We start from the raw sequence: 24,954 nt of genomic DNA on the forward strand, positions 1-24,954 counted from the left end.
AGTTCATGTCGCCACCGTCCGGAGGCCGTTCGGGCGGAGTCCGGGGCGGGTCACCAGGCGTAGAGGATGCGCTCCGCGTTGTCCGCCATCGCCTTGGCGTTCCACTCCGTCCCGCCGTCCACGTTGCCGCTGCGGAACAGCGGCGGGGTGCTGCCCTCACCGCGCTGGGCCCGGTCGGCCAGCCTGCCGATCGCCGAGGCCACCACCGCCTGCATCAGGGCGCTGGTGACAATGGTGGACACCGAACCGAACGGCGCCCCGGCCGCGGGGTGGTCCAGCTCGCCGTCCCCGACCGCGATCTTGCTGTCCAGTACCAGGTCGCAGTTGTCCTTCAGGTACGTCCCGGACGGGTGGTTGGAGCCGACCTCGGCCACCGGGTAGGCCAGCGAGGTCACGCCGATCACCGTCATCCCGCGCTCCCGGGCGTGCCGGGCAAGCTCGACCGGCATCACCTGGCGGCCGGAGAGCGAGATGAGGAAGAGCAGGTCGCCGGCGGCCGCCGGGGTCAGGTCCAGGGTGGTGGTGGCCAGTCCGGAGACCCGCTCCAGGGCGCTGCCGAGCGGGGCCGGCATCACGTTGACGCCGGTCATCCCCGGCACGTTCAGCAGGTTGATCACCACCAGGCCGCCGGCCCGGTACACCACGTCCTGGGCCGCCAGCGAGGAGTGGCCGGCGCCGAAGGTGAAGATCCGCCGGCCGTCCGCCACCGCCGCGGCCAGCAGCTCGGCGGCGGCGTCGATGTTCGCGGCCTCCTCGGTGCGGACCCGCTCGAGGTGGGCCACGGCGGCGTCGAAGTACTGCCCGACCAGGTCGGTCATCGGAAGGCTCCGTCCAGTCCGTCCACACTGCGGGCGGTCGGGTGGTCCAGACCGCACCATGGAGAAAGATACGGCGTGCACGGTGCTGCCTGGGGCGGTCCGCTGTCAACCGGTACGAAAAGGTCCGGGCGTAGCCACCGGGCGGGGTCGGTTGTCGGTGCGGTACGTCAGAATTGGCGGTGAGGACACCGAGGAACGGAGCCAGGGCCGATGTCTGGGCTGATCGACACGACTGAGATGTACCTCCGCACCATTCTGGAGCTGGAGGAAGAGGGCATCACGCCGATGCGGGCCCGGATCGCCGAGCGTCTGGAGCAGAGCGGGCCCACGGTCAGCCAGACGGTGGGGCGGATGGAGCGCGACGGCCTGCTCCAGGTCGCGGAGGACCGCCACCTGGAGCTGACCGAGGAGGGCCGCCGGCTCGCCGTCCGGGTCATGCGCAAGCACCGGATCGCCGAGTGCCTGCTGGTCGACGTGATCGGCCTGGAGTGGGAGCAGGTCCACGAGGAGGCCTGTCGCTGGGAGCACGTGATGAGCGAGACGGTCGAGCGCAAGGTGCTCGCCATGCTCGGCCACCCGACCCAGTCCCCGTACGGCAACCCCATCCCGGGGCTGGACGAGCTGGGCGACGCCAAGGCCGAGGGCGAGGGCTTCGACGCCGGCCTGGTGACGCTGGACGCGGTCGCCGCGGCGGAGGCGGCTCACGTGGTGGTCCGCCGGATCGGCGAGCCCATCCAGACCGACGGTGACCTGATGCGTACGCTGCGCCGGGCGGGTGTCCGCCCGGGTGCGACCGTGCAGGTCTCGTCCGGGATCGGCGGGGTGCTGGTCGGCACCGGCGAGAGCGCGGCCGAGCTCGGCAAGGAGATCGCCGCGCACGTCTTCGTCGCCCAGCCGTAGGCGATCGGTCCGCAGGCGTTCGGCCCGCACGTGGCCGGTCCGTGCTCGGGGTGGGGCCGAGGCCCGGTGCGTCCCCACGCACCGGGCCTCGGTCGTTCCCTCCCTGATCCCCTCCGACCGCTCCACCCACCACCCCGAGCCCGGCGGGTGCTGCGGCTCCCCCTTCTTCCCTCCCTGATCCCCTCCGGATCCCCTCCTCGGTTCCCTCCCTGATCCCCTCCGACCCGCCTCGTTCGGCTTCCCCGACCGAACGCCCTCCGGCGGCCCTCCCGGCCCAGGTGCCCCTCCTCGTGCTGCTCGCCCTGTGCTGTCGAGAGTGATGATCCCCTCGGCAGATGGGCGCAATCCTTGAGCGTTGTCACTCGTCCGAGCGGCTTGCCGGGTTGACGGCCGGGTAGAACCTTCCTTTCCCGGACATGCGTCCGACGGGCCCCGTCTCCGGTGGGAGACGGGGCCCGTCGGTACCGCGCGGGGTGCAGCGCGGTGCGTGCCCCTCACCTGTTCGGCGCAGGGCACCGGTCAGCGGACCCCCGCCGGTTGGCTCTGCGCGGGTCGTGCGGAGGGGGCCTCCCGGCCGCAGGCGTACGCCAGCGGGCTGATCAGCTCCGCGGCGTCCGGCAGCCAGCGGTTGATCGCGGACGGCGGCCGCGCCCACTGCGCGAAGCTGTAGCCGCCCACCCGGGAGGGCGGGGCGACGATCCAGTCGCCCTCGCCGCGGGCCACCAGGTCGAGCCGGTCCGGCGTCCAGCCGAGCTTGCGCAGCATCTCCGGCAGCTTGCTCAGCACCCCGGGCAGCACCAGGAAGTGCAGCCGCCGCCCGGCCCGCCCGGCCGCCGCCGGGACGGCCACCACCGGGCCGAGCTGCAGGCCCATCCGCTCCATCCGGGCCAGCGCCAGGCAGCCGGCCACCTCGGGGACGTCCAGGACGTCGAAGGAGCGCCCGGTCGGCAGCAGGATCGAGGCCTCCGGGTTCTCCGTCCACCACTTGCGGACCACCCCGGGGCCGGCGCTCGCCCGGCGCCGCCAGTCCGTACCGGTCGGGTGCGCACCGGGCAGCTCGCACTGCTGGTCGCCGCACGAGCAGCGGGCCGGACCGTCGCCGTCGATCAGCCATGTGCCCGGGGCGACCTCCCAGTGGCGGTCCTCGGCGTAACGGACGGCTTCGATGAGGAGCGGGGGCAGACCCTGCTCGGGGGCTCCTGGGGTGTTCTCCACGTGCTGCTCAACTACCGTCCGTGAGTGGGGTTACGGTTCGATTCCGACCACTCCGGACGCGCCGCACGATGTCACCCGAAACGGTGATCCTGAAACCCGGGGGCCGCGGTGACCTGGGGCGGTAACGGGCGCAGTGGGGGCGCACAGGGGCATTCGTCAGGGCGCGTGGGGAGTGGATCCGTCACCGTGGGTATTCCGATGGTTGTTTGCACAGTCGTCGCCTCCGGTCGCGTCCGGTGGCGTTGGGGAGGCGAAGCCCATGGCCGCGAGACCACTCGTCGCACGAGAGCCCAATGAGCGTTTGCAGCAGCTGATCCAGGAGGCGGGCTGCTCCAACGCGGGCCTCGCCCGCCGGGTCAACCTCTGCGGCGCCGAGCACGGGCTCGACCTGCGCTACGACAAGACCTCGGTCGCGCGCTGGCTGCGCGGCCAGCAGCCGCGCGGCCAGGCGCCGGCGGTGATCGCCGAGGCGCTGGGCCGCAAGCTCGGCCGCGGCGTCACGGTGGAGGAGATCGGCATGGCCGACGGCAAGAGCCTCAGCTCCGCCGTGGGCCTGCAGTTCGCACCGAGCCTGGCCGCCGCGCTGGAGCAGATCTGCGAGCTGTGGCGCAGCGACGTCAGCCGCCGGGACTTCCTGGCCGGTACGACGGTCGCGGCCTCGGCGCTGGTCGAGCCCAGCCGGGACTGGCTGATCACCCCGCCGGACCCGGTGGTCGCCCGCGCCGGCGGCACCCGGGTCGGCATGGCGGACGTGGCGGCGATCCGGGCCACCACCCAGATGCTGGTCGACCTGGACCACCGCTTCGGCAGCGGCCACGTCCGCCCGGTGGTGGTGCACTACCTCAACAGCGTGGTCTCCGGCTTCCTCGGCGGCACCTACCGGGAGGAGACCGGCCGTCAGCTCTTCGGCGCGGTCGCCCGGCTCACCGAGCTGGCCGGCTACATGGCGGTGGACACCGGCCAGCCCGGCCTCGCCCAGCGCTACTACATCCAGGCGCTGCGCCTCGCCCAGGCCGCCGACGACCGCGGCTACGGCGGCTACGTGCTGGCCGCCTCGATGAGCCATCTGGCCGCGACCCTGGGCAACCCGCGGGAGATCGCCCAACTCGCCCGGGCCGCGCAGGAGGGCGCCCGTACGGTGGCCACCCCCACCGCGATGGCGATGTTCTACGCGGCGGAGGCCCGCGGCCACGCGCTGCTCGGCGACTCGGTCGCCTGCGAGGCGGTCGCCGACAAGGCGCTGGCGGCGATGGAGCGGCGCAACCCGGCCGAGGACCCGGACTGGATCGTCCACTTCGACGAGGCCTACCTGGCGGACGAGTTGGCTCACTGCCACCGCGACCTCCAGCAGGGCGAGCAGGCCGAGCGGTACGCCCGGACCGCACTCGAACTGCACCCCGCGCACCGAGTGCGCCGGCGCGCGGTCGACCTGGTGCTGCTGGCCACCGCGCAGCTGCAGCAGCGCGACCTGGAGCGGGCCTGCGAGACGGGCGTGGAGGCGGTCCGGCTGCTGAGCGGGCTGCGCTCCAACCGGGGCGTGGAGTACCTGGACGACTTCCGCAGCAGGCTGGAGCCGTACCGCGGGCACCGGGCGGTCCGCGAGTTCCATGCCCGGGTGGACGGGGAGGCCGCGTGAGGGAACGTCTGCCCGCGTAGTCACCCGTACCGGTGAACAGGTAGCGTGGGCCAGCAGTTGTGGTCCGCCGTCAACGAGCGTGCGGGACAAGCACAGGTGAGGAATCGCGTTGAGCCAACGCCGCTCGTATTCGAACTCAGGTGACTTCAACCTGGACGACCTCTTCCGGCCGGAGCCGGGAGAGGCCCAGCCGGGTGCGCAGCAGCCGCCGGTGCCGCAGCAGCAGGCGGCGCCGCCGGTGACGGGTCAGGGCGGCCCCGAGTACTGGGGCCCGCCGCCGCCCGGGGCCGTGCCCCCGCAGGCCGCCGCGCCCACGGGCGAGGCGTCCGAGACGCAGTACCTGCCGCCGTACCCGGCCGCCGACCCCACCGTGGGCGGCGGCATGCCCGCGCCCGGGCAGACCTTCGGCGGCCAGCCCGGCCAGCCGTACCCGCAGCAGGGGCAGAGCTTCGGTGGCCAGACCTTCGGTGGGCAGCCGGCCCCGGGCCAGACCTTCGGCGGCCAGCCGGGCCAGCCGTACCCGCAGCAGGGGCAGAGCTTCGGCGGTCAGACCTTCGGCGGGCAGCCGGCCCCCGGGCAGACCTTCGGCGGCCAGCCGTACGGCCAGCCCGCGCCCCCCGGATACGCCCCCGCCGAGCCGTACCAGGAGGCCGCGCCGTCCCGGAAGCCCGACCAGAAGCTGATCATCGGCGGCGCGATCGCCGCCGTCGCGGTCGTGGGCATCCTGGTGGCCGTGCTGACGAGCGGCGGTGACGGCGGCGGCAGCGGCGCCAAGCAGCCGGTCGCCAAGGCCTCCGCGGCGCAGTCCGCGCCGGCCCCGGCCGGCGGTGCGGTGACCCCGGAGATGAAGGCCCAGGCCCAGGCGCTGTCGGACCTGCTGGGCACCGCCAGCGCCTCCCGCCAGGCCGTGGTGGGCGCGGTGGCCTCGGTCGGCAAGTGCGAGAACCTCCCCGACGCCCAGGCCAAGCTGACCTCCGCCGCGACCCAGCGGCAGGACCTGCTGACCAAGCTCGGCGGGCTCAAGGTCGACCTGCTGCCGGACGGCGCCAAGCTGACCCAGCAGCTGCAGGCCGCCTGGCAGGCCTCGGCCACCGCGGACTCCGAGTACGCGGCCTGGGCGGGCGACGCGAGCGCCGGCTGCGACCCGGCCAAGGTGAAGGACAACCCGCACCTGAAGAACGCCAACGACGCCAGCGGCCAGGCGACCACCGCCAAGACCCAGGCCTCCGACCTGTGGAACGCGGTGGCCGGGAAGACCGGCCTGCCGACCAAGGACAAGTCGGAGCTGTGACCGCAGCCCGAAGGGGGCGGGACCGGATCGGTCCCGCCCCCTTCGGCGTGCTTCGGCCCGGCCGGCTCAGGCCGGCGGCTTGCCGTTGGTCAGCACCCAGCGGACGTCGATGAAGCCGTTGTGCTGCTCGACCAGCCGGCCGCCCTGCACCTGCTGGAAGGTGACCGAGGTGTTGACCAGTCGCGGCGAGTCGGCGCTCGGCAGCATGTTGGTCATGCCCCAGCTCAGCGGCGGGGTGGTGCCGCCGGTGTCGATCGGGTCGCCGCTGTCCAGCACGGTCTGCAGCGCCTTGGCTGTCAGCGTCCGGCTCTTGTCGACCCGGCTCGCGGCCTGCTTGAGCACCTCGTACGCGACCCAGGTGGTCTGCACGCCGGGGTCCGAGACGTCGATGGTGGCGCCGCCGCCGTAGGTGCGGGCGGTGGCGCGCAGCCCGTCCCAGACCCGCGAGGACTCGGCGGGGAACCAGGCGGTGGCGTAGGCGCCGCGCAGCGGGCCGTTGTCGCCGCCGGTGGAGTCGACCACCGACTGCTGGACGCTGCCGATCACCGAGGCGAACTGGGTGTTCTTCGGCGCCAGCCGGCGGTACGGGTCGAGCAGGTTGGAGGTCGGCTCGGAACCGAGGGCGCTGAGCACGCAGTTCCCGCCCCGGTCGTCGCCGATGGCCTTGCGGGCGACCGGGGTGTAGTCGTTGGACATCTCGGGCGCCTTGACGTCGGTCAGCTTGACCTGGGTCTGCTTGAGCGCGCCGCTCAGGTAGCCGGCCAGGCTGTCGCCGACCCGGGTGTCCGGGCGGATCAGCGAGATCTGCTTGCAGCCGGCCTCGACCAGCTGCCGGCCGCTGCCGGCCACCAGCGCGGGCATGCCGCCGGCCACCGGGTAGGAGAGCGGGCTGCTGAACTCCGGGCTGGAGAGGCCGTAGCCGCCCAGGTACGGGATGCCGGCCGACTCCAGGGTGGGCATGAAGTTGGTGCCGAACTGGCTGGCCGAGCCGACCACCGCGACCACGTGCGCGTCCACGGCCTGCCGGGCGCAGGCGGTGGCGCCGTCGGCGGTGTTGTGCTCGTTGCAGGTCAGTACCCGCACCTTGCGGCCGCCCAGGCCGCCCTTGGCGCCCAGCTCGCGGCCGATCGCGTCGGCCAGCGCGGTCATGCCCGGCCGGTCGGCGGAGCCGGTGTCGGACGGCGCCCAGGTCATCACCGCGAGGTCCTGGGCGGCGTCGGCGGCGCCCGCGGGCCCGCCACAGGCGGAGGCGGTGAGCAGTGCGGGGAGCAGGACCGCGGCTGCGGCGAGCGCTCCGGCCGGACGGCGGCTTGCGCCGGGTCCGGCGGTCCGATGGTGGTCCGGTGCTCCGATCGAGGTCATGCTGCTCGTCCCCTCCCCGGGAATGGGAACCCCGCGCCCCCGGGCGCGGGACTGGCCGGAACCAGCCTTGACCTGGCCGGGCACGTCGAGAGGGACGCAATGTGAACGACCGGCCAACGAGGACGGAACACCGGGGGATCGCCGTGGGTGACGCGTGTAGATGGCGGTCCGCGGGTGAACGTACGATCGTTCGTGTGTCCGACAGCATGGATTCTCGGTATCGGTCTGACCGAACCTCTTCTCGAACCGCCCGCCGCTCCAGCACGATGGGCGGCATGCCCTTGACTGACCTGCCCTGGTGGCGCTGGCGCGCCCGCCTGCGCTCGGCGCTCCACATGCTGTCCGACCCCGCCTTCCAGCAGGAGGCGTGGCTGCACGGCCGGGACGGCTACGGCGACCTCACCGACGCCGTCTACCGCCTGGTCGAGGACACCTGGCTGGACCGCTGGTCGGCCGAGAAGTACGTCGGCTCCGTGCTGCGGGACTCCGCCGAGGCGGTCGCGGTCGACGCCGCCGTGCTGCGGGTGCTGCGGGTGCTGCACCAGGTCGGCGCCGAGGCGCCCGCCGCCGCCTACCTGGCCCACCAGGACTGGCCGGAGGCCGTCCAGGCCGCCCGCGAGGCCCACTACCGGCTGGCGGTCAACGACGGCGAGGACCCGGACGCCCCGCCGGTGAGCCTCGACGTGCTCCGGCAGCTGACCCAGGTCTGAGCCGGGTCCAGCACGGCCTCCCGGCCGTGCCGTCCCGGAGTCTCGGGGTTCGGGCGGTACGACGGACGGGGACGGTTCTGTGCCACCCTTGTCCACCTGCGCCGACACCTGCGACGAGAGAAACGGGGCCCGCATCGTGGACGAGCCGACCGCCAGCGCCCAGTACGTCCTCACGCTGTCCTGCCCGGACAAGCAGGGGATCGTGCACGCGGTCTCCAGCTACCTCTTCATGACGGGTTGCAACATCATCGACAGCCAGCAGTTCGGCGACGCCGGCAGCGGGCTGTTCTTCATGCGGGTGCACTTCAGCGCCGAGCAGCCGGTCAACGCGGAGAAGCTGCGGGCCAGCTTCGCGGCGATCGGCGCCTCGTTCCGGATGGACTGGCAGATCCACGCGAGCACCGAGCGGATGCGGGTGCTGCTGATGGTCTCCCGTTTCGGCCACTGCCTGAACGACCTGCTGTTCCGCACCCGGATCGGCGCGCTGCCGATCGAGGTGGTCGGCGTGGTCTCCAACCACACCGACTTCCGGGCGCTCACCGAGTCGTACGGGATCCCGTTCCACCACGTGCCGGTGACCGCCGACACCAAGGCGGACGCCGAGCAGCGGCTGCTCGACCTGGTGGCCGATGAGCAGGTCGACCTGGTGGTCCTGGCCCGCTACATGCAGGTGCTCTCGGACGACCTCTGCAAGGAGCTCTCCGGCCGGGTGATCAACATCCACCACTCCTTCCTGCCGAGCTTCAAGGGCGCCAAGCCGTACCACCAGGCGCACGCCCGCGGCGTGAAGCTGATCGGTGCCACCGCCCACTACGTCACCGCCGACCTGGACGAGGGCCCGATCATCGAGCAGGAGGTGGCCCGGGTCACCCACGACGTCACCCCCGAGCAGCTGGTGGCGCTCGGCCGGGACGTCGAGTGCCAGGCGCTGGCCCGTGCGGTGAAGTGGCACAGCGAGCGCCGGGTGCTGCTCAACGGCTCCCGGACGGTCGTCTTCGCGTAGGCCCTCCAGGCCTTACGGGCGGGAGAGCAGCGGCAGCGCCCGCAGGACCTGGCGGATCACCGCGCGGTCGCCGCTCGCGCCGACCGGGACGCGGTCCGGGTCGAGGTGGGCGGCGGCCAGCCGGCAGAACTCCAGCCCGTCGACCACCAGCTCGGCGACCGGGACGCCGTCCGGATCGCCGTCCAGCGGGACCAGCCACTCGCCGGCCGCCGGGCCCTCGATCACCAGCTTGAGCATCCGCCGCCCGCCCGGCCGGGCGCCGTCCAGCACCAGCGGGATCATCCGCGCGCCCAGCCCGATCAGCTGCCGCAGGTGCGGCGCGGCCGGCGGCTCGTACGGGTAGTCGACCGCGCGGGCGAGGTCCTCGCCGTGGATCCAGCACTCGAAGGCGCGGTCCAGGAAGGCGTCGGCCAGCGGCAGCCGGGCGAAGCCGTAGTCGACGGCGGCCGCCGGGTCGGCGCCGAGGGCCGCGGCCCGGACCAGCGCCCGGCTCTGCCACCGCCAGCAGGCCCGGACCTCCGCGTCCGGCCGTCCCCGGTGGGCGTCGATCAGCGCCAGGGTGCGGTCCAGCAGCAGCCCGGCCGGGCCGCCCTGGGGCTCCACCCGGTCGTCCCCGCCCTGCGCGGGCACCCGCAGCGACAGGACCGGGACCGGGTCCGGAAGGCCGAGCACCGGGGCGAGGCAGGCGTCCACCGCGGCCAGGTGGCAGAGCACCTCGGCGGCCCGCCACCGCTGCACCCCGCCGGACCAGGCGAGTTCGGCGACCTCCTGCCACTCGTCCGGGCCGAGGTCGCGCAGCAGCGCGTCCAGGCGGGCGCTCTCCGCCGCGTACGGGGCGGCCCAGACCGGCACCGGCAGTTCGGCCGGGCGCTGGGCGAGGCAGGACTCCAACACCTGCTGACGGAGCCCGACCGGCAGGTCGAGCGGCTCGTCGGTGCACGGGACGGGCTCCACGGCCGGTCCCGATCCGGCGCCGAGCGTCCACCCGCCGAGCCAGGCGCGCAGCGGACCGGTTGACGGGTCGTACGCCTCCGGGTGGTTCCACAGGTGGGCGAAGACCTCGCGGGTGAGCTGTTCGGCGGCCGCCTCGTCGTCGGACGTACGGGCGGCGAGACCGTGCACCAGCGGCGCGTGGCGGTCGTAGAGTTCACCGAGCGCGGTCTCCTCGCCGCGCAGCAGGCGCCGGTGGAGGTCCCGGTCGCTGCCGGGCGCGCGATCGGGTGCGTCCACTGAACCCCCTTCGCCGCCACCCGGGTCGGAAAGGTCCCACGGTAGTGGCCGGGCCCGGGGACTGACGGGGTTTCGGCGGAAGCGTGGACGAACGGTGCCGGATCCGTGGTGGTGCGGCCCGGCGCGCGGCGTGTTCGAGCGGCGCTGGACATACGTAGCAGGGGTGGTTCGCTCGTGGCTACCACGGTCCCGACCCCCTTTGGCGGTACCGTCGTCGGGTACGAGCGGGGCGGCACCGACCGGTCGTGCGATGCCCGGCAGGGTGAGCGGGACAGTATGCACCGAGCCGTCCCCCGATCGCTGGAATATGCCCGAAGCGCTTGCTGCGGCCCACCCGCGGAATCATTCTGAGGCGTATTCGTGTCGATGCCATGGGCAGTCCGGCCAGGCATCCCAGTGGTGCGCGGCCGGCCGGACCGGCGTGCCTCAAGCGGGCCGAATACCGAGTGCGGGTGGTGGAGCGGTGCAGGTACTTCAAGTACAGCTGGCGGTCCAGGCGGATCCCTCCGAGGTGGGCCGGGCGCGACGGTGGGTGCGGGCGCGACTGGCCGGGCACGGGCTCGACCCGGCCGCGCCGGTGGCCGAGACCCTGGTGCTGGTGGTCTCCGAGCTGGTCACCAACGCGGTGGTGCACACCGGTTGTCCCGCCGTGCTGAGACTCACCATGCCGGCGGCCGACGCGGGCTGTCCGGTCCGGGTGGAGGTGGCGGACAGCAGCCACGCGGCCCCCGCCCCCCGGCACGCCGGCGACGACGAGGACGCCACCAACGGGCGCGGCCTGGAGCTGGTCGAGCTGCTCTGCGACCGCTGGGGCTGGTACCCCGACGGCTCGGGCAAGCGGGTGTGGTGCGAGATCGACCCGGCCGCGACCGTACCGCTGGAGTGCCCGGAGCCGGTGGCCGCGGCGCGCTGATCCGCCGCTGTCCGCCCGTCCGCCGCCCGCATCCTTGCGGCCCGTGCGCCCCGCTGTACGCCGGCCGTGCTCCCGGGCGCCCCGCCGCTGCTCCCGCAGACCCGGAACAGGCGGCAACCCTTCCGAATTTCGGACAACCCATTGACGTGACGTATTCGACTGATCACTCTTGGGTGCAGCTCTCCGTCGCGAGGGGACGCCGAGGACACCGGGCGGTGCCGACACAGGGGGTTCGTCCGCAAGGCCGCCAGGGGCCCTCGGCGAGTACGGAGCGCAGACGCCTCGGCTTCAGGGCCCGCGGCGTCCCGCCGGATGGCGGCCCGCCGTGCCGTGCTCGGGGCGCGTGCGGCGCGCCGCCGTCCGGCCGTCCGCCGCCGGGTGCGTCCGCATCGTGAAACCAGTGGAATTCCCAGGTGGTCTACACCAAAACTGTCGTCTGTGACCGCACCAGACCTCCGGCACAGCGCCGCCCCCCACCTCGACGCCCGGCCCGAACCCGCTATCTGGTCCCGCAACTTCCGCCTCTACTTCACCGCCCGCTCCTCCGGACTGCTCGGCGACGCGATGCTGCCGGTCGCCGTCTCGGCCGGACTGCTCGCCGCCGGCCGCCCGCTCGGCACGGTCGGGTACGCGATGGCCTTCCTGATCGCCCCGTTCGCCGGGCTGGTCCTGGTCGGCGGGGTGCTCGCCGACCGGTTCACCGCCCGGCGGCTGATGATCATCGCCGACCTGGTCAACCTCACCACCCGTGCCCTGCTCGCGGTGCTCTTCTTCCGCGGCGTCGACCAGCTCTGGCAGCTGTACGCGCTGCTCGCCGTGGCCGGCACCGCGGCCGCGATGTTCCAGCCCGGCGCCGCCTCCACCGTCCCCCTGGTCGCCCGGGACGTGCAGGGCGCCAACGGTGTGCTGCGGATCTCCGAGGCCGCCACCACCCTGCTCGGACCGGCCGTCGCCGGACTCCTGGCCGGAGCCGCCACCGGCTGGGTGATGGTGATCGCCGCGGTGACCTACGGGATCAGCGCACTCTGCCTGTTCACCCTGCGGCTGGGCCCCGTCCCCGCCCCGCCGCCCGGCGACAGCCTCTGGCGGAACCTGGTCGTCGGCTGGCACGAGTTCCGCGCCCGCGCCTGGATGTGGGGCGTGATCGTGATCTGGATGGCGTTCACCGTGCTCTCCTGGGGCCCGCTGCTGCCGATCACCGCCGGCCTGGTGGTCCCCGAACACGGCTCCACCGTCTACGGCCTGCTCAACTGCGCGTTCGGCGCGGGCACCGTGCTCGGCGGACTGGTCGCCATCCGGATCAAGCCGGCCCGCCCGCTGACCGGCGGCGCGATCGCCCTGCTGGCCTTCCCGCTGCAGCAGTTCGCGCTCGCCCTCGACCTGCCGCCGGCCCTGCTCGCCGCCGCCCAGCTCGCCTCCGGCGCCGGCATCACCTTCTGGGGCGTCATGTGGGCCACCAGCGTGCAGACCCAGGTACCCGGCGAGGTGCTGAACCGGATCCACGCGTACGAGGTGGCCGGCTCGGTCTGCATGTTCCCGGTCGGCGCCGCCCTCGCCGGACCGGCGGCCGAGGCCTTCGGCCCCCGCCAGGTGCTGGCCGGCGGGGGAGCGGTCACCCTGCTGGTGGCCGCCGCCCTGCTGCTCACCCCGCCGATCCGCCGGCTCGGCCGGGCGACCGCCCGTACCGGCTCCGCCTCCTGACCCGGCCGTGCCGGGGACCGCCCCCCGGCGGGGTGGCTTCATTCTGATGGAAGGTGGCAGACAAACCCCTCGCCTCCCCGACCCGCGATCGCCAGACTCGGCCTGGTGAACGAGCTGACCACCCGGCGGACTCCCGCCGACGCCCCCGCCGGAACCCCACGCCTGCACTACGGCTGGGTGGTGGCCGCCGTCGCGCTGATCGTCCTGATCGGCGCGGCCGGCTTCCGCTCCGCACCCGGCCTGATGATGGACGCGCTGAACAGCGAGTTCGGCTGGTCCCACGCCACCATCTCCAGCGCCGTCTCGGTCAACCTCACCCTCTACGGCCTCACCGCGCCGTTCGCCGCCGCCCTGATGGACCGCTTCGGCGTCCGGCTGGTGGTGGTCTGCGCCCTGCTCACCATCTCGGTCGGCTCCGGACTGACCATCCTGATGACCCAGGCCTGGCAACTGATCCTCTGCTGGGGCGTGCTGGTCGGCCTCGGCAGCGGCTCGATGGCCGGCGCCTTCGCCACCACCGTCTCCGGCCGCTGGTTCCAGGCCCGGCAGGGGCTGGTCACCGGTGTGCTCACCGCCGCCGGCGCCGCCGGGAACCTGGTCTTCATGCCGGTGCTCGCCTCGCTCGTCGAGCACCACGGCTGGCGGACCGCCGTGGTCACCGTCTCGCTGTCGGCCACCGTGGTCGCCGTCCCGGTCCTGCTGCTGATGCGCGAGCGGCCCGCCGACCTCGGCCTGCTGCCGTACGGCGCCACCGAGCCGCCGCCCCCGCCGCAGATCACCGGCGGCGCCCTCGCCCGCTCGCTGCGGGTGCTCCGCGAGGCGGCCCGCACCCGGCCGTTCTGGCTGCTGGCCGGCTCCTTCGCGATCTGCGGCGCCACCACCGCCGGACTGGTCGGCACCCACTTCATCCCCGCCGCCCACGACCACGGCATGCCGGTCACCACCGGCGCGAGCCTGCTCGCCCTGATCGGCATCTTCGACGTGGTCGGCACGGTCACCAGCGGCTGGCTCACCGACCGCTTCGACTCCTCCCGGCTGCTGATCACCTACTACGCGCTGCGCGGCCTGTCGCTGCTCTTCCTGCCGCAGCTGTTCGGCCAGTCGTTGCACCCGCCGATGCTGGCCTTCGTGGTCTTCTACGGCCTGGACTGGGTCGCCACCGTCCCGCCCACGGTCGCGCTCTGCCGCCGCCACTTCGGCCAGGACGCCCCGATCGTCTTCGGCTGGGTGCTCGCCTGCCACCAGATCGGCGCCGCCGCCGTCGCCGGACTGGCCGGCCTCGCCCGCGACCGCTTCGGCGACTACGACGCCGCCTGGTACGCGGCCGGCGCCCTGTGCGCGCTGGCCGTCCTGTGCTGCCTCGCGCTGCGACGCCGGCCGCAGGCCGTCGCGGCGGCCGCGTAGGCTCGACGCCCATGACCTTGCGCTTCACCCTCGACCCCGAGCTCACCTTGGAGCTGCGCGCCGCCCTCGTCACGCTGTGGACGGACGTCTCCAACGCCGGCGGGGCGGTCGGCTTCGTCCCGCCGGTGACCGAGGACGACGTCTGGGTCACCGCCGAGAAGCAGTTCGCCGGCGCCGGCCCGGGCCGGCCGGACCGACTGCTGCTCGCCGTCGAGGAGGAGTCCGGCCGGGTCGCCGGGATGCTGTTCTTCGAGTCCATGCGTTTCGACCTGATGGAGCACTGGCGGATGCTCAAGCGGGTCATGGTCCACCCTGACTTCCAGGGCAGCGGCTACGGCGCCGAACTGCTCGCCGAGGCCGAGCGGATCGCCCGCGACTGGGACCTCGCGGGCCTGCGGCTCACCCTGCGCGGCGGCCACGGCCTGGAGCGGTTCTACGGCCGCTGCGGCTACGCCGAGGTCGGCCGGGTGCCCGGCGCCATCCGGGTCGGCCCCGGCGACGACCGCGACGACGTCACCATGTGGCTGGACCTCCGCGACTGAGCTCCGCGTCGGACGTGCTTCACTGGGATACCGCACCCGGAACCACCCGCCGTACCCCAGCAGTAAAGGACCCCGACGTGAGCAGCAAGAAGTACGCCACGCTCCGCTACACCTCCCTGCGGGCCAGCATCTTCCTCGGCTGCCTGCTGATCGCGCTGCTGCTCGGCCACTACGGCATCCTCCCGGTGGCCGGCTCCACCGGCGTGGTCTTCCTGGTGCTGCTCGCCGGACTGGTCTCCGCGCCGCTCAGCTACGTCCTGCTCAGCAAGCAGCGGGACGCCATGTCGGAGCAGATCGTCGGCCGCGTCGAGTCCATGCGCACCAAGACCACCCAGCGCATCGCCGCCCAGAACGCCGAGGAGGACGCGCTCGACGACGCCGCCCGTGCGGCCGCCGAGCAGCGCTGACCCCGATGTCCGGCCCGGACACCCACGTTCCCGACGCCTCCGCGCCCGATGTCTCCGCGCCCGACGCGGGCGCGGCCGCGGGCCCGGGCGGACGCCGGCCCACCGGCCGTGACGTGGCCCGGCTCGCCGGGGTGTCCCAGGCCACCGTCTCCCTGGTGTTCTCCGGCCGGGACGCCGGCCACCGGGTCTCCGACGCCACCCGCGAGCGGATCCGCGACGCGGCCCGCACCCTCGGCTACCGCCCGCAGGCCGCCGGCCGCCAACTGCGCCTCGGCCGCAGCGGCATGATCCTGCTCGCCGTCCCCAACCTGCTCGGACCGTTCTTCGGCCGGGTGCTGACCGGCGTCCACGAGGAGGCCGGGCGCCGCGGCCTCGCCGTCGTGGTGAGCAGCGGCTGGGACGGCGACACCCTCGCCGACGCCGCCGCCACCGGCCGCTTCGACGGCCTGCTGCTCTGCTCCCCGGACGACAGCCAGCTCGGCGACCTGCCCGCCGACACCCCCGCCGTCTACCTGGACGCCGACCCCGCCCGCTACCCCGACCGCCCCACCGTCGAACTCGACGTGGCCGGCGGCATGCGGGCCGCCGTGGCCCACCTCGCCGCCCTCGGCCACCGCCGGATCGGCCACCTGCGCTCCACCCTGTCCGCGTACACCTTCCGGATGCGGCAGGCCGCCTTCGAGTCGGCCGCCGCGGAGCTGGAGGTGCTGGAGGTGGGGGTCCCGCTCAACGAGGGCGCGCCCGCCGCCCGCGAGGTCGCGTACGGACTGCTTGCGCGGGCCGACCGGCCGCAGGCGGTGATCTGCGACGACGACGTGGTCGCCTCCGGCCTCTACCAGGCCGCCGCCGAACTCGGTCTGCGGATTCCCGGCGACGTCTCGGTGATCGGCATCGACAACATCCCGGTCGCCGAACAGCTCGCCCCGCCGCTCACCACCGTGGACCTCCCCGGCGAAGCCCTCGGCCGCACCGGTGTCACCGCGCTCGCCGCCCTGCTCCAGGGCCGGCCCGCCCCGGCCGCGGCCCCGCTCGCCACCACCCTGGTGGTCCGGTCCTCCACCGCCCCCGCGACCTGACCGCCGCGGCCCCCGCTCTCGGGCGGCTCAGGCCGCCAGCACGGCCTCGGCGCGGCGCGCCGGCTGCAGCTGCGCACGGGTGGCGAACAGCAGTACGCCGCCGACCGCGATACCGGCCGCCGCGCACAGCGCGACGGCACTCAGCGAACCCTCCACCAGCGACCCGGAGACGGCGTAGCCCGCCGCGTTGCCGGTGGCGAACAGGGTGACCAGCCAGGCGAAGGCCTCGGTCACCGTGCCGGCCGGGGCGAGTTCGGCGACCAGGACGAAGGCGGCGGCCAGCAGCGGCGCCAGCACGGCACCGGACAGGAACGCGAGCGCCGCCATCGGCAGCGGGCCGGGCAGCAGCACCAGCGGAAGGTAGCTGACGGCCATGCCGAGGGCGAGCACCCAGGTCCTGGTGGCGGTGGAGGCCCGCCAGGTCAGCGCGCCGTACGCCAGCGCCCCGAGCAGCCCGGCCAGCGCGGCGAGCGCCAGCAGGGTGCCGGCCCCGCCGGGCAGCCCGCCCGGGTGCCGCTCGGCGTACGCGATGAAGAGCACGTTCTGCGAGCCCACCGTCCAGCCCGCGCCGGCCAGGCCGATCAGCAGCAGCACCAGTCCGGGGGAGCGCAGCGGCCCGAGCAGCCCGGCGGAGGCGGACCGCGGCGGCGCCTGCCAGGTGCGGGCGGGAGCGGCGGTGCCGACGATCAGCGCACCGGCGAGGCCGAGCGCGGCCGCCGTCCACAGGGCTGTGGACGGACCGAACGCGGCGGCGATCCCGGCGACGGCCAGCGGTCCGGCGACGTACAGCACCTGCTGCGAGGCGGAGTCGAACGCGTACGCGGTGTCCAGGTGCTCCTCGTCGACCACGTCCGGCCACAGGGCGCGCAGGCACGGCTCCAGCGGCGGCATGAACAGACCGGCCAGGGCGGCCCCGGCGGTGGCGGCGACGACCGAGCCGGGGGCGAGCGCGAGCAACGCGTACCCGGTCCCGGCGACCACGGCGGACGCCACCAGCACCCGCGGCTGCCCGGTGCGGTCCACGATCCGGCCGAGGACCGGCCCGCCGATCGCGGCGGCGATCGCGTACGCGGCGGTGGCCAGGCCGATCCGGCTGTACGGGGTGCCCGCCTCGCGCAGCGCCAGGGCGATGACCAGGGCGGTCATGCCGGCGGGGAGGCGGCCGAGCAGGGTGCCCAGGAGGAGCCGGGTGACATGGGGGGCGCGGAGCAGGGCGGTATAGCCCATGGTCGTCCTCCGGGTGGGCGCGCGGGCGGCAGGGTGGGATGCTCACCAAGTTATACGTATAACTGCCCTTGGTCAAAGCTGATCTAAAACTTCTACTTTGAACATCTCAAAGGTTTGTTGCTAGTGTCTCGGCCATGACCACCGCAGGCGCCGCCCTCCAGCACGGGACGAGCACTCCGCTCGCCCCCTGCCGCGCGCGCCTCGCCGGTGCCGTGAACGGCCCGCGCAGCTGTCGCTGTATCCGGGCGGCACGCCACTCCTGACGCCCCGGCACCTCCTCGCCGGGTGGGCGTCCCGCCGTGCCGCCGCCCCGTTCCGCCCCGCCCGTTCACCCCACACCGGAGTCGCACTCCCATGCCCACCGCGCCCTCCTCCGCCGCGCCCACCGTCCTCGGCAGACTGCGAAGGACCCCTTTCTGGGCCCAGATCGTCGGCGGCCTCGTCCTCGGCCTGCTGCTCGGCTGGATCGCCCGCGCCGGCGACGTCTCCTGGCTCACCACCACCCTGGACACCATCGGCAAGACCTTCGTCCAGCTCCTCAAGCTGGCGGTCCCGCCCCTGGTCTTCACCGCGATCGTGGTCAGCGTCGCCAACCTGCGGAACGTCACCAACGCCGCCCGCCTGGCCGTCCGCACCCTGCTCTGGTTCCTCGCCACCTCGCTGATCGCCGTCGCGATCGGCCTCGGCCTCGGCCTCCTCACCGACCCCGGCCAGGGCGCCCACCTCACCGACAAGCCCAAGCTGCCCGAACACAAGGGCACCTGGGTCGACTTCCTCACCGGCATCGTCCCCACCAACATCGCCGACGCCTTCCTCCAGGTGAACGTCCTCCAGATCGTCTTCCTGGCCGTCGTGGTCGGCGCCGCCGTCCTGAAGATCGGCGCCAAGGCCGAGCCCGTCCTGAAGATCAGCGAATCCGTCCTGGAACTCACCCAGACCGCCCTGTGGTGGGTCATCCGACTCGCCCCGCTCGGCACCCTCGGCCTGATCGGCAAGTCCGTCGCCAAGTACGGCTGGGACCTCCTCGCGCCCTTCGCCACCCTCACCGTCGATGTCTACGCCGGCTGCGCCCTGGTCCTGTTCGGCGTCTACGCGCTGCTCCTGCGCTTCGCCGGCGGCCTCAACCCGCTCAACTTCTACAAGGGCGCCTGGCCCGCCATCCAGCTGGCCTTCGTCTCCCGCTCCTCGATCGGCACCCTGCCCGTCACCCGCCGGGTCACCGAGCGGCTCGGCGTCCCGAGCGAGTACGCCTCGTTCGCCGTCCCGTTCGGCGCCACCACCAAGATGGACGGCTGCGCCGCGATCTACCCCGCGCTGGCCTCGATCTTCGTCGCCCAGTTCTACGGCATCCACCTCGGCATCGGCGACTACCTGCTGATCGCCTTCGTCTCCGTCATCGGCTCCGCCGCGACCGCCGGCCTCACCGGCGCCACCGTGATGCTGACCCTCACCCTCTCCACCCTCGGCCTCCCCCTGGAGGGCGCCGGCCTGCTGATCGCGATCGACCCGATCCTCGACATGGTCAGGACCGCCACCAACGTGGGTGGTCAAGTTGTCACCACGGTGATCGTGGCCGCCCGGGAGGGCATCCTCGACCGCGACGCGTACGACAAGCCGTCGGGTGACCTGCTGGCCGAGCCGGTGAACAGCCCGGACCTGGTGACCGTCGCGGCGTAACGCACGCAGACCATTCGGGCCCTTCCCTGAACATCGGGGGAGGGCCCGAACCGCTGTGTGGAAGGACCTCGCGGCCGGCTACTCGGTCCCGGTCGGCAACGCGAGGTGGGCGGCCGCGCTGCGGAACAGGCTGTCGAGAACCTCGGCGCCGGTGCTCTCCAGCTCGGCGTCGGCGCGGGTTTCGCCGGCACGCCCTACCGAGGATCCGGCTCGGCTCCTGTGGTCGCGCCCTCCACCGGCGGCGCTTCGATCGTGGTAGTCAACGTGCATGCCGACGGAAGCCTCCAGCGATTCGGACAAGCCGTCTCTGTTCCGACGGCTGCGGCAGGTGCTCCGCCGGTCGCCGGCCCGGCGCGGCTGGGTGCGGGGCGGTGATCTGCAGTTGTCGCAGCGGGCGCTGGGCTTCGCGGCGCTCGGGTTCCTCACCCTGGTCCCGCTGCTGATCGTGGTGTCCGCGGCCGATCCGGACCGCGGGCGGGGGTTCGCGCAGTGGCTGGGGGACGGGCTCGGTGTGTCGCCGGCTTCGAGGCAGGAGGTCGAGCAGCTCTTCGGGCGGCCCGGCCAGGCGTTCCGGACGACGACGGCCTTCGGTCTCGCGGCCCTGGCGGTGTTCGGGCTGTCGTTCGGCGCCGCCGTGCAGAGCGGCTACGAGAAGGTCTGGAACCTGCCGCCGGCTCGCTGGTGGGCCCGCTGGCGGCACGTGCTGTGGCTCGCCGTCCTCATCGGATTCCTCTTCCTGTCCGCCACCAGCACGCTCTGGCGCCGGTCCCCGGCCGGCGGCCTGGTGGCGGCGCTGACCGCGGTCCTGTTCGTCTGGTGGTCGCAATGGCTGCTGCTCGGCGGGCGGGTGCGCCGGCGCGCCCTGCTTCCGGGGTCTGTGGTGACGGTGGTCGGACTGCTCGGCCTGCGGCTGTTCTCCCGGCTCGTCTTCTCGCCGCTGATCGCGTCCAACACGGTCACCTACGGCCCGTTCGGGGCCGTGCTGGTCATCCAGTCCTGGCTGGTCGGCGTGGGAGTCGTCGTCTTCGGCGGCGCGCTGGTCGGCCGACTGCTCCACGAGGAACTCCCACGCGTGAGAAGTGCACTGAAACGGCGAAGGTGAGGGCTGAGGGCGGCAGTCCAGCGGCCGGTCTCGACCGTGATCAAGGAGTGCGGCGTGTCGGGCGCGCCCGGACCAACCGATGTCTCAAATGACGGGACTGACCCCTGCGCCGTGCTTGGTGGGTCACCGTTGATCCGCCGTTCAGTGGTCAGTGCACGGCCCGATTCCGCGTGACAGTCCACCGGGCAGGGTCGGCACAGAGTGAATCGACCGTGTCTTTCGGTGGCGTCGGCGCACCGGCGTGCAACCCTGTTCTGGATCGCAAGTCCTTCGTGGACGAGTGATCAAGAGAAACTCTGCGCGTTCATCAACTCCCTTCGTTCGCGTGGTGACACCGGCCGGCCCCGCCCGTCCGATCGCCGACTCCCACTCATCTCTCGAGGCGCGAGGGCGTCGCCCCGGACTCGTCGATCACGCGACGCAAACTGGACGGCGGCCGGTCCGTGGGCCCTGTGCCCATATGGCGTTCGGCGAACTCGAACAACGTCCGGCGTGGGAATTTCACCCATATGGATCGTGTACGGATCTTTAATGTCGGTTAATGTGAAGTCGGTTCTCTTCCCCTCGAAGGACTTCAGGGCGATGTCACCTGCCGACGGGAAGCCTCCAGTGTTCGTCGCACATCGACGGAGATCGCTGACCTGCCATATTTCCCCACAAAAAATAGGCCTCTAGATGAAACTGAACATCTCTGGTGCGCTTCACTGGCGCACGATTTCCACCTGGATTGCGACGGTAGTGTTCATCGCCGCCGCCGCAATCACGATGTCGCTGTCCCCGGCTCACGCCATTGCCACGGCCGTCAACCTCGGAGCGGCCGACAGCTTTGCGGTTCTGGGCGGCCAGTCCGTCACCAACACCGGTCCTTCCGTGATCACCGGAGACGTCGGAGTGAGTCCGGGGACATCGATCACCGGCCTGCTCCCCATCCAGGTGAACGGTTCGATCCACCAGACGGACGCGCTCGCGGCGCAGGCCCAGACCGACCTGACCACGGCGTACAACGCTGCCGCGGGCCAGGCAAAGGACTTCGACCTCACCTCCCCCGGAGACCTCGGTGGTCTGACCCTCGACCCCGGCGTCTACAAGGCGACGTCATCCATCAACCTCACCGGCACGCTAACGCTGGATGCCCACGGTGACCCCAATGCCGTGTGGGTGTTCCAGATCGGCTCGACCCTGATCACGGCCTCCGACAGCCACGTGCTCCTGACCAACGGCGCGGCGCCGTGCAACGTCTTCTGGCAGGTCGGGAGCTCTGCCACGATCGGCACGAACACCACCTTCGTGGGCAACATCATGACCCTGGCCTCGATCGGTATGCAGACCGGGGCGACCCTCGACGGCAGGGCGCTGGCGCAGACCGCCGGCTCCGTGACGCTCGACACCAACCGGATCACCCGGGCGACCTGCGCGGCCGGCACCACCGGCGGTACCACCGCGGGCACCACCGGCGGCACCGGCGGAACCACCACGACGGGTGGCGCGGTCGCCGGAACCACCGCGGGCGGCCTCATCGCCGGCACCACCGGCGGCACCACTGGTAACGCGGTCGCCGGCACCACGACAGGCGGCGGGACCGGTGGTGCCCTGGGTGGCCTGCTCGGCGGCGTCCTGACCACGGGTGGCACCACGGGCGGCGTCCTCGGTGGGCTCATCGCGGGCAGCACCGGCGGCACCGGTGGGGCCACCACAGGCGGCGGCACCACCGGCGGCGGAAACGGTGGCGAGCACGGCGGTGACCACGGTGGGTACGGCGGCGGCCACGGTGGCGAGCACGGTGGCGAGCACGGCGGTGACCACGGCGGCGAGCACGGCGGTGACCACGGTGGTGACCACGGTGGTGGGTACGGCGGCGAGCACGGTGGTGGGTACGGCGGCGAGCACGGCGGCGAGCACGGCGGTGACCACGGCGGCGAGCACGGCGGCGACCACGGTGGTGGGTACGGCGGCGAGCACGGTGGCGAGCACGGCGGCGAGCACGGTGGTGGGTACGGCGGCGAGCACGGTGGCGAGCACGGTGGCGAGCACGGTGGCGAGCAGGGCGGCGACCACGGCGGCGACCACGGCGGCGACGAGTCTGTGAGCTCGTAGCCGGGCCGTAGGAGCCGGACAGGCCTTGGCGGCGCGCGGTGGATCGTCACGGATTCCGCTGCGCGCCCCCAAGGGCGCTCAGGGGAAGCAGAGCCGAGGGGAGCAGACAAGATGGGAAGGACCGGGCCCGGCCAGGTGCTGGGCGGCACAGAGTCCGTGAATGCGATGGAGTCGAGCCGTCAACGGGCCGACGACTCCATCACCGCCCCGGGACCGCCGCGCACGCTGGCGGCGACCCTGGTCGTGGCCGTGGCGTTGTGCCTGGCAACGTCCCTCGTCCACGTGCTTCTGGTATTTCTGTATGTAGCCCCGCCGAACCAGATGTCGCAGTATTACAGCAGGCAGATCAATGCATGGATCTACCCGTTGTTCGAGCAGAACTGGCGGCTTTTCGCTCCGGATCCGGAGTCGGTCACCCGGCAGATTTCCGTGAGGACCTCAAGGACCTCTCCGGACGGCGCGACTCAGGTCGGCGAATGGTTCGACCTGACCGCCATGGACGATTCCGACGTCGAGCACAACATTTTCCCGAGCCACACGACCCAGAACATGCTGCGTCGCGCCTGGACCTCCTACCTCGAACTGCAGGGCGCCGACGACAAGCCGCACTCGGCGCGCGCTCTGATGTTGCAGAAGTACCTGCGCAATATTGCGGTGGAGCGAGCCGCCGCCCATCAGAGCGGTACGTTCGACGCCGTCCAGGTGCGGGTGATCACGAGGCCGATTGCGGCGCCGAGCACGCCCGGCGCCCCCCGCCCGACAACGCCGGCCGCAGTCGACACCCGGTACCTGCCCTGGTGGAAGGTGACACCCAATGGGAACTGAGCAGGCCTCACCTCCTGTGTCCGGCCCACGCCAAACGGTCTTGCCGACCGGCGACACCGGCACACGGCCGATGCTCCGTCGCATCGGCGCGCTGGGCAGCGCCGTCACCGATCGGCCGGTGTCCCTCCACGCGGCGGCGGTGCTGCGCATCGGGTACGGCCTGCTCTACCTCGCCTTCCTGCTGCGAGAATTCCCGCACCGCGACGAGATCTGGGGCCCCGGTTCACCGTGGACACCCGCCCTGGCGAGACAGCTCTTCGACCAGACCGGCTGGTTCAGCATCCTCACCCTGTCCGACAGCCCGGTGTACTTCGAGCTCTGCTACGCGACGGCTCTCGTCACGTCCGCACTGTTCATGATCGGCTGGCGGACCAGGGCGGTGTCGATCCTGTTCGCTGTCCTGGTTGCCTCGTTCCACGCGCGAGCCATCTTCATGACGGACGGAGGAGACAACCTCATCCTCCTCATGGCCCTGTACCTCTGCTTCACAGCGTGCGGTCGACGCTGGTCCCTCGACGCGCGCAGGGCCCGCCTGCGGCCCTCCCCGAACCAGGCCGACAACCCGTCATCCAGTCGCGGACCGTCCAACCTCCGACACGAACTTCTCTCGGCCAGAAGGCTCTTGAGCACGACGCTGCACAACTGCGCCATGTTCGTCATCGCCGCCCAGGTCTGCATCGTCTACGGCTCCGCAGGCCTGTACAAGGTGCAGGGCGGCTCATGGGAGAACGGGACCGCCCTCCACTACGTCGTGAACCTCGATCTCTTCCGGCCATGGCCCGCGTTGTCGCTCATGCTGGACAGCCACCCCATGCTGATCGCCGTCGCCACGTACATGACTGTGCTGCTGCAAGTGGCCTTCCCGTTCGTCCTGTTCAGCAGGCTGAAGTACATCGTCCTGACGATGCTGCTCGGCATGCACGTGGGCATCGCGATCCTCATGGGGCTTCCGCTCTTCTCCGGGGCCATGATCGCCGCGGATGCCGTATTCCTGCCCGACCGCTTCTACAGGTTCCCCGGAGAGCTGTGGCGTCGCACGTTCCGGCCCGCAGTCGCCGGGGGTACAGGCGGCAGGCGCCGGGCCGGGAACTCGGCCGTTCCGCCGCAGCCGGGCTCGCCGACTGAGACCACAGCGCATCAGGAGATGTCTCAGCAGCGGGCGGAGGAGAGATGAGCGGCGCCGCCGACACCTCCGAACCAGTTGCCGGCGTACGACGGGGACTGGGACTTCTGCCAGGTCACGATCGACCGGATCCGGCGGCGGGCGGCACCGCAGATTGACGCTGCCCCTCGGCAGGCTCTGCCGGAGCGGCTCAGTGCCCCGCACCTGCCACGGCTGGACCGGGAGGTACTCCTCTTCCACAACGAGGCGGTCCACACGAGTGGAGCCCACGCGCCGGCCCGCTTCGTCGGCTCCTCACCGGCCCGCCGGTACCAACTGGCTGCAGCCGCGCTCAGCCTGCCCGGCCTACGGACCTGTGCCTGTCGTGTCTACGCCCTGGTGACGAAGAGCAGGCAACACACGCCTGGGGGAACGGCCTTCTGCGCCCTGCCGCGGTCCTGATCCTCCAGCCGGTACCCCGACCTTGCGTCACGTCCAACAGGCCTTCGGCGCGCAGGGCGGCAACGGAGAGGCAGACGGTCGGGCGGGACACTCCGTAGGTCTCGGCCGACTCCGTCTCGGTGGGGATCTTGGCCCCGGCGGCCAGTCACCTGCAGCGATGGACTGCCGCATCGCTTGCACGGCGCGTCCACGCCGTCCGGGTGGGCGCCGGCCCGCCCCGGCGATCCCGACCCGGCCCGTCGCCGCCTGAACGCCGT

General features: G+C 72.7%; 22 protein-coding genes. 16 read left to right on the top strand and 6 right to left on the bottom strand.

Annotation, left to right across the window (positions count from 1 at the left end):
- Window positions 1–50 precede the first annotated feature (50 nt).
- A complete protein-coding gene (locus FHR36_RS01180) occupies window positions 51–818 on the bottom strand; it encodes a sugar isomerase domain-containing protein (RefSeq protein WP_253792921.1) in 768 nt (255 codons plus the stop codon).
- 210 nt (window positions 819–1,028) lie between these two features.
- Here FHR36_RS01180 and FHR36_RS01185 point away from each other — a divergent pair, with 210 nt between their 5' ends.
- The gene (locus tag FHR36_RS01185) at window positions 1,029–1,718 is read left to right on the top strand and encodes an iron-dependent transcriptional repressor DtxR (protein WP_253792923.1); all 690 of its coding nucleotides are present in this window, start codon (window positions 1,029–1,031) and stop codon (window positions 1,716–1,718) included.
- A gap of 519 nt (window positions 1,719–2,237) precedes the next feature.
- Here FHR36_RS01185 and FHR36_RS01190 read toward each other — a convergent pair.
- The gene (locus FHR36_RS01190; protein WP_253792925.1) at window positions 2,238–2,933 is read right to left on the bottom strand and encodes a bifunctional DNA primase/polymerase; all 696 of its coding nucleotides are present in this window, start codon (window positions 2,931–2,933) and stop codon (window positions 2,238–2,240) included.
- A 259-nt stretch (window positions 2,934–3,192) separates the two neighbouring features.
- Between FHR36_RS01190 and FHR36_RS01195 the strand changes: the two genes are divergently transcribed.
- Both FHR36_RS01195 and FHR36_RS01200 read left to right on the top strand, forming a co-directional pair.
- Window positions 3,193–4,569 (top strand): NsdA family TPR-like regulatory protein, encoded by a 1,377-nt coding sequence (locus tag FHR36_RS01195; RefSeq protein WP_253792927.1) that lies wholly within the window; start codon window positions 3,193–3,195, stop codon window positions 4,567–4,569.
- A gap of 109 nt (window positions 4,570–4,678) precedes the next feature.
- Window positions 4,679–5,860, top strand: a complete 1,182-nt coding sequence (locus tag FHR36_RS01200; protein ID WP_253792929.1) for a hypothetical protein — start codon at window positions 4,679–4,681, stop codon at window positions 5,858–5,860.
- A 66-nt stretch (window positions 5,861–5,926) separates the two neighbouring features.
- Here the strand turns inward: FHR36_RS01200 and FHR36_RS01205 are convergent, their stop codons facing one another.
- Window positions 5,927–7,222 carry an ABC transporter substrate-binding protein gene (locus FHR36_RS01205; protein WP_253792931.1) on the bottom strand — a complete coding sequence of 432 codons (1,296 nt, stop codon included), beginning with the start codon at window positions 7,220–7,222 and terminating at the stop codon, window positions 5,927–5,929.
- Window positions 7,223–7,428: 206 nt separating this feature from the next.
- On the opposite strand from FHR36_RS01205, the gene FHR36_RS01210 reads away from it, so the two are divergent.
- Both FHR36_RS01210 and purU read left to right on the top strand, forming a co-directional pair.
- Window positions 7,429–7,932, top strand: a complete 504-nt coding sequence (locus FHR36_RS01210; RefSeq protein ID WP_253794640.1) for an SCO4402 family protein — start codon at window positions 7,429–7,431, stop codon at window positions 7,930–7,932.
- Between the two features lie 136 nt (window positions 7,933–8,068).
- Window positions 8,069–8,935 (top strand): formyltetrahydrofolate deformylase, encoded by an 867-nt coding sequence (purU, locus tag FHR36_RS01215; protein ID WP_407660775.1) that lies wholly within the window; start codon window positions 8,069–8,071, stop codon window positions 8,933–8,935.
- A gap of 12 nt (window positions 8,936–8,947) precedes the next feature.
- On the opposite strand, the gene FHR36_RS01220 is transcribed toward purU, so the two are convergent.
- The gene (locus FHR36_RS01220) at window positions 8,948–10,165 is read right to left on the bottom strand and encodes a sigma factor (protein WP_253792933.1); all 1,218 of its coding nucleotides are present in this window, start codon (window positions 10,163–10,165) and stop codon (window positions 8,948–8,950) included.
- A gap of 463 nt (window positions 10,166–10,628) precedes the next feature.
- Here FHR36_RS01220 and FHR36_RS01225 point away from each other — a divergent pair, with 463 nt between their 5' ends.
- The 6 genes from FHR36_RS01225 (at window position 10,629) to FHR36_RS01250 (ending at window position 16,208) form a co-directional block, all read left to right on the top strand.
- The gene (locus tag FHR36_RS01225; RefSeq protein WP_253792936.1) at window positions 10,629–11,078 is read left to right on the top strand and encodes an ATP-binding protein; all 450 of its coding nucleotides are present in this window, start codon (window positions 10,629–10,631) and stop codon (window positions 11,076–11,078) included.
- 438 nt (window positions 11,079–11,516) lie between these two features.
- Complete coding sequence (locus FHR36_RS01230) at window positions 11,517–12,779, top strand: MFS transporter (RefSeq protein ID WP_253792938.1); 1,263 nt, start codon at window positions 11,517–11,519, stop codon at window positions 12,777–12,779.
- Window positions 12,780–12,884: 105 nt separating this feature from the next.
- The gene (locus FHR36_RS01235; RefSeq protein ID WP_346141771.1) at window positions 12,885–14,183 is read left to right on the top strand and encodes an MFS transporter; all 1,299 of its coding nucleotides are present in this window, start codon (window positions 12,885–12,887) and stop codon (window positions 14,181–14,183) included.
- An 11-nt stretch (window positions 14,184–14,194) separates the two neighbouring features.
- A complete protein-coding gene (locus tag FHR36_RS01240) occupies window positions 14,195–14,725 on the top strand; it encodes a GNAT family N-acetyltransferase (RefSeq protein WP_253792940.1) in 531 nt (176 codons plus the stop codon).
- A gap of 77 nt (window positions 14,726–14,802) precedes the next feature.
- Window positions 14,803–15,132: a DUF4229 domain-containing protein gene (locus FHR36_RS01245; protein WP_253792942.1), complete on the top strand. Its 330-nt coding sequence runs from the start codon at window positions 14,803–14,805 to the stop codon at window positions 15,130–15,132.
- Between the two features lie 5 nt (window positions 15,133–15,137).
- A complete protein-coding gene (locus tag FHR36_RS01250; RefSeq protein ID WP_253792944.1) occupies window positions 15,138–16,208 on the top strand; it encodes a LacI family DNA-binding transcriptional regulator in 1,071 nt (356 codons plus the stop codon).
- 27 nt (window positions 16,209–16,235) lie between these two features.
- Here the strand turns inward: FHR36_RS01250 and FHR36_RS01255 are convergent, their stop codons facing one another.
- Entirely contained in the window at window positions 16,236–17,435 is a 1,200-nt protein-coding gene (locus tag FHR36_RS01255) for an MFS transporter (RefSeq protein ID WP_253792946.1), read from the bottom strand.
- A 354-nt stretch (window positions 17,436–17,789) separates the two neighbouring features.
- On the opposite strand from FHR36_RS01255, the gene FHR36_RS01260 reads away from it, so the two are divergent.
- The 5 genes from FHR36_RS01260 to FHR36_RS01280 all read left to right on the top strand — a co-directional run bounded on the left by FHR36_RS01260 (window position 17,790) and on the right by FHR36_RS01280 (window position 24,307).
- Window positions 17,790–19,112 carry a dicarboxylate/amino acid:cation symporter gene (locus FHR36_RS01260; protein WP_253792949.1) on the top strand — a complete coding sequence of 441 codons (1,323 nt, stop codon included), beginning with the start codon at window positions 17,790–17,792 and terminating at the stop codon, window positions 19,110–19,112.
- Window positions 19,113–19,380: 268 nt separating this feature from the next.
- A complete protein-coding gene (locus FHR36_RS01265) occupies window positions 19,381–20,214 on the top strand; it encodes a YhjD/YihY/BrkB family envelope integrity protein (protein ID WP_253792952.1) in 834 nt (277 codons plus the stop codon).
- A 765-nt stretch (window positions 20,215–20,979) separates the two neighbouring features.
- A complete protein-coding gene (locus tag FHR36_RS01270) occupies window positions 20,980–22,308 on the top strand; it encodes an ice-binding family protein (protein ID WP_301329672.1) in 1,329 nt (442 codons plus the stop codon).
- Window positions 22,309–22,419: 111 nt separating this feature from the next.
- The gene (locus FHR36_RS01275; RefSeq protein WP_253792956.1) at window positions 22,420–23,133 is read left to right on the top strand and encodes a DUF5819 family protein; all 714 of its coding nucleotides are present in this window, start codon (window positions 22,420–22,422) and stop codon (window positions 23,131–23,133) included.
- Between the two features lie 70 nt (window positions 23,134–23,203).
- Window positions 23,204–24,307 (top strand): HTTM domain-containing protein, encoded by a 1,104-nt coding sequence (locus tag FHR36_RS01280; protein ID WP_253794644.1) that lies wholly within the window; start codon window positions 23,204–23,206, stop codon window positions 24,305–24,307.
- Between the two features lie 280 nt (window positions 24,308–24,587).
- Here FHR36_RS01280 and FHR36_RS40235 read toward each other — a convergent pair whose 3' ends face one another.
- On the bottom strand, window positions 24,588–24,842 hold the full coding sequence (locus FHR36_RS40235; RefSeq protein WP_407660795.1) for a GntR family transcriptional regulator: 255 nt from the start codon (window positions 24,840–24,842) through the stop codon (window positions 24,588–24,590).
- Window positions 24,843–24,954 lie beyond the last annotated feature (112 nt).

Origin of the sequence: Kitasatospora cinereorecta, from assembly GCF_024172095.1 — a bacterium.
Taxonomy (GTDB): domain Bacteria; phylum Actinomycetota; class Actinomycetes; order Streptomycetales; family Streptomycetaceae; genus Kitasatospora; species Kitasatospora cinereorecta.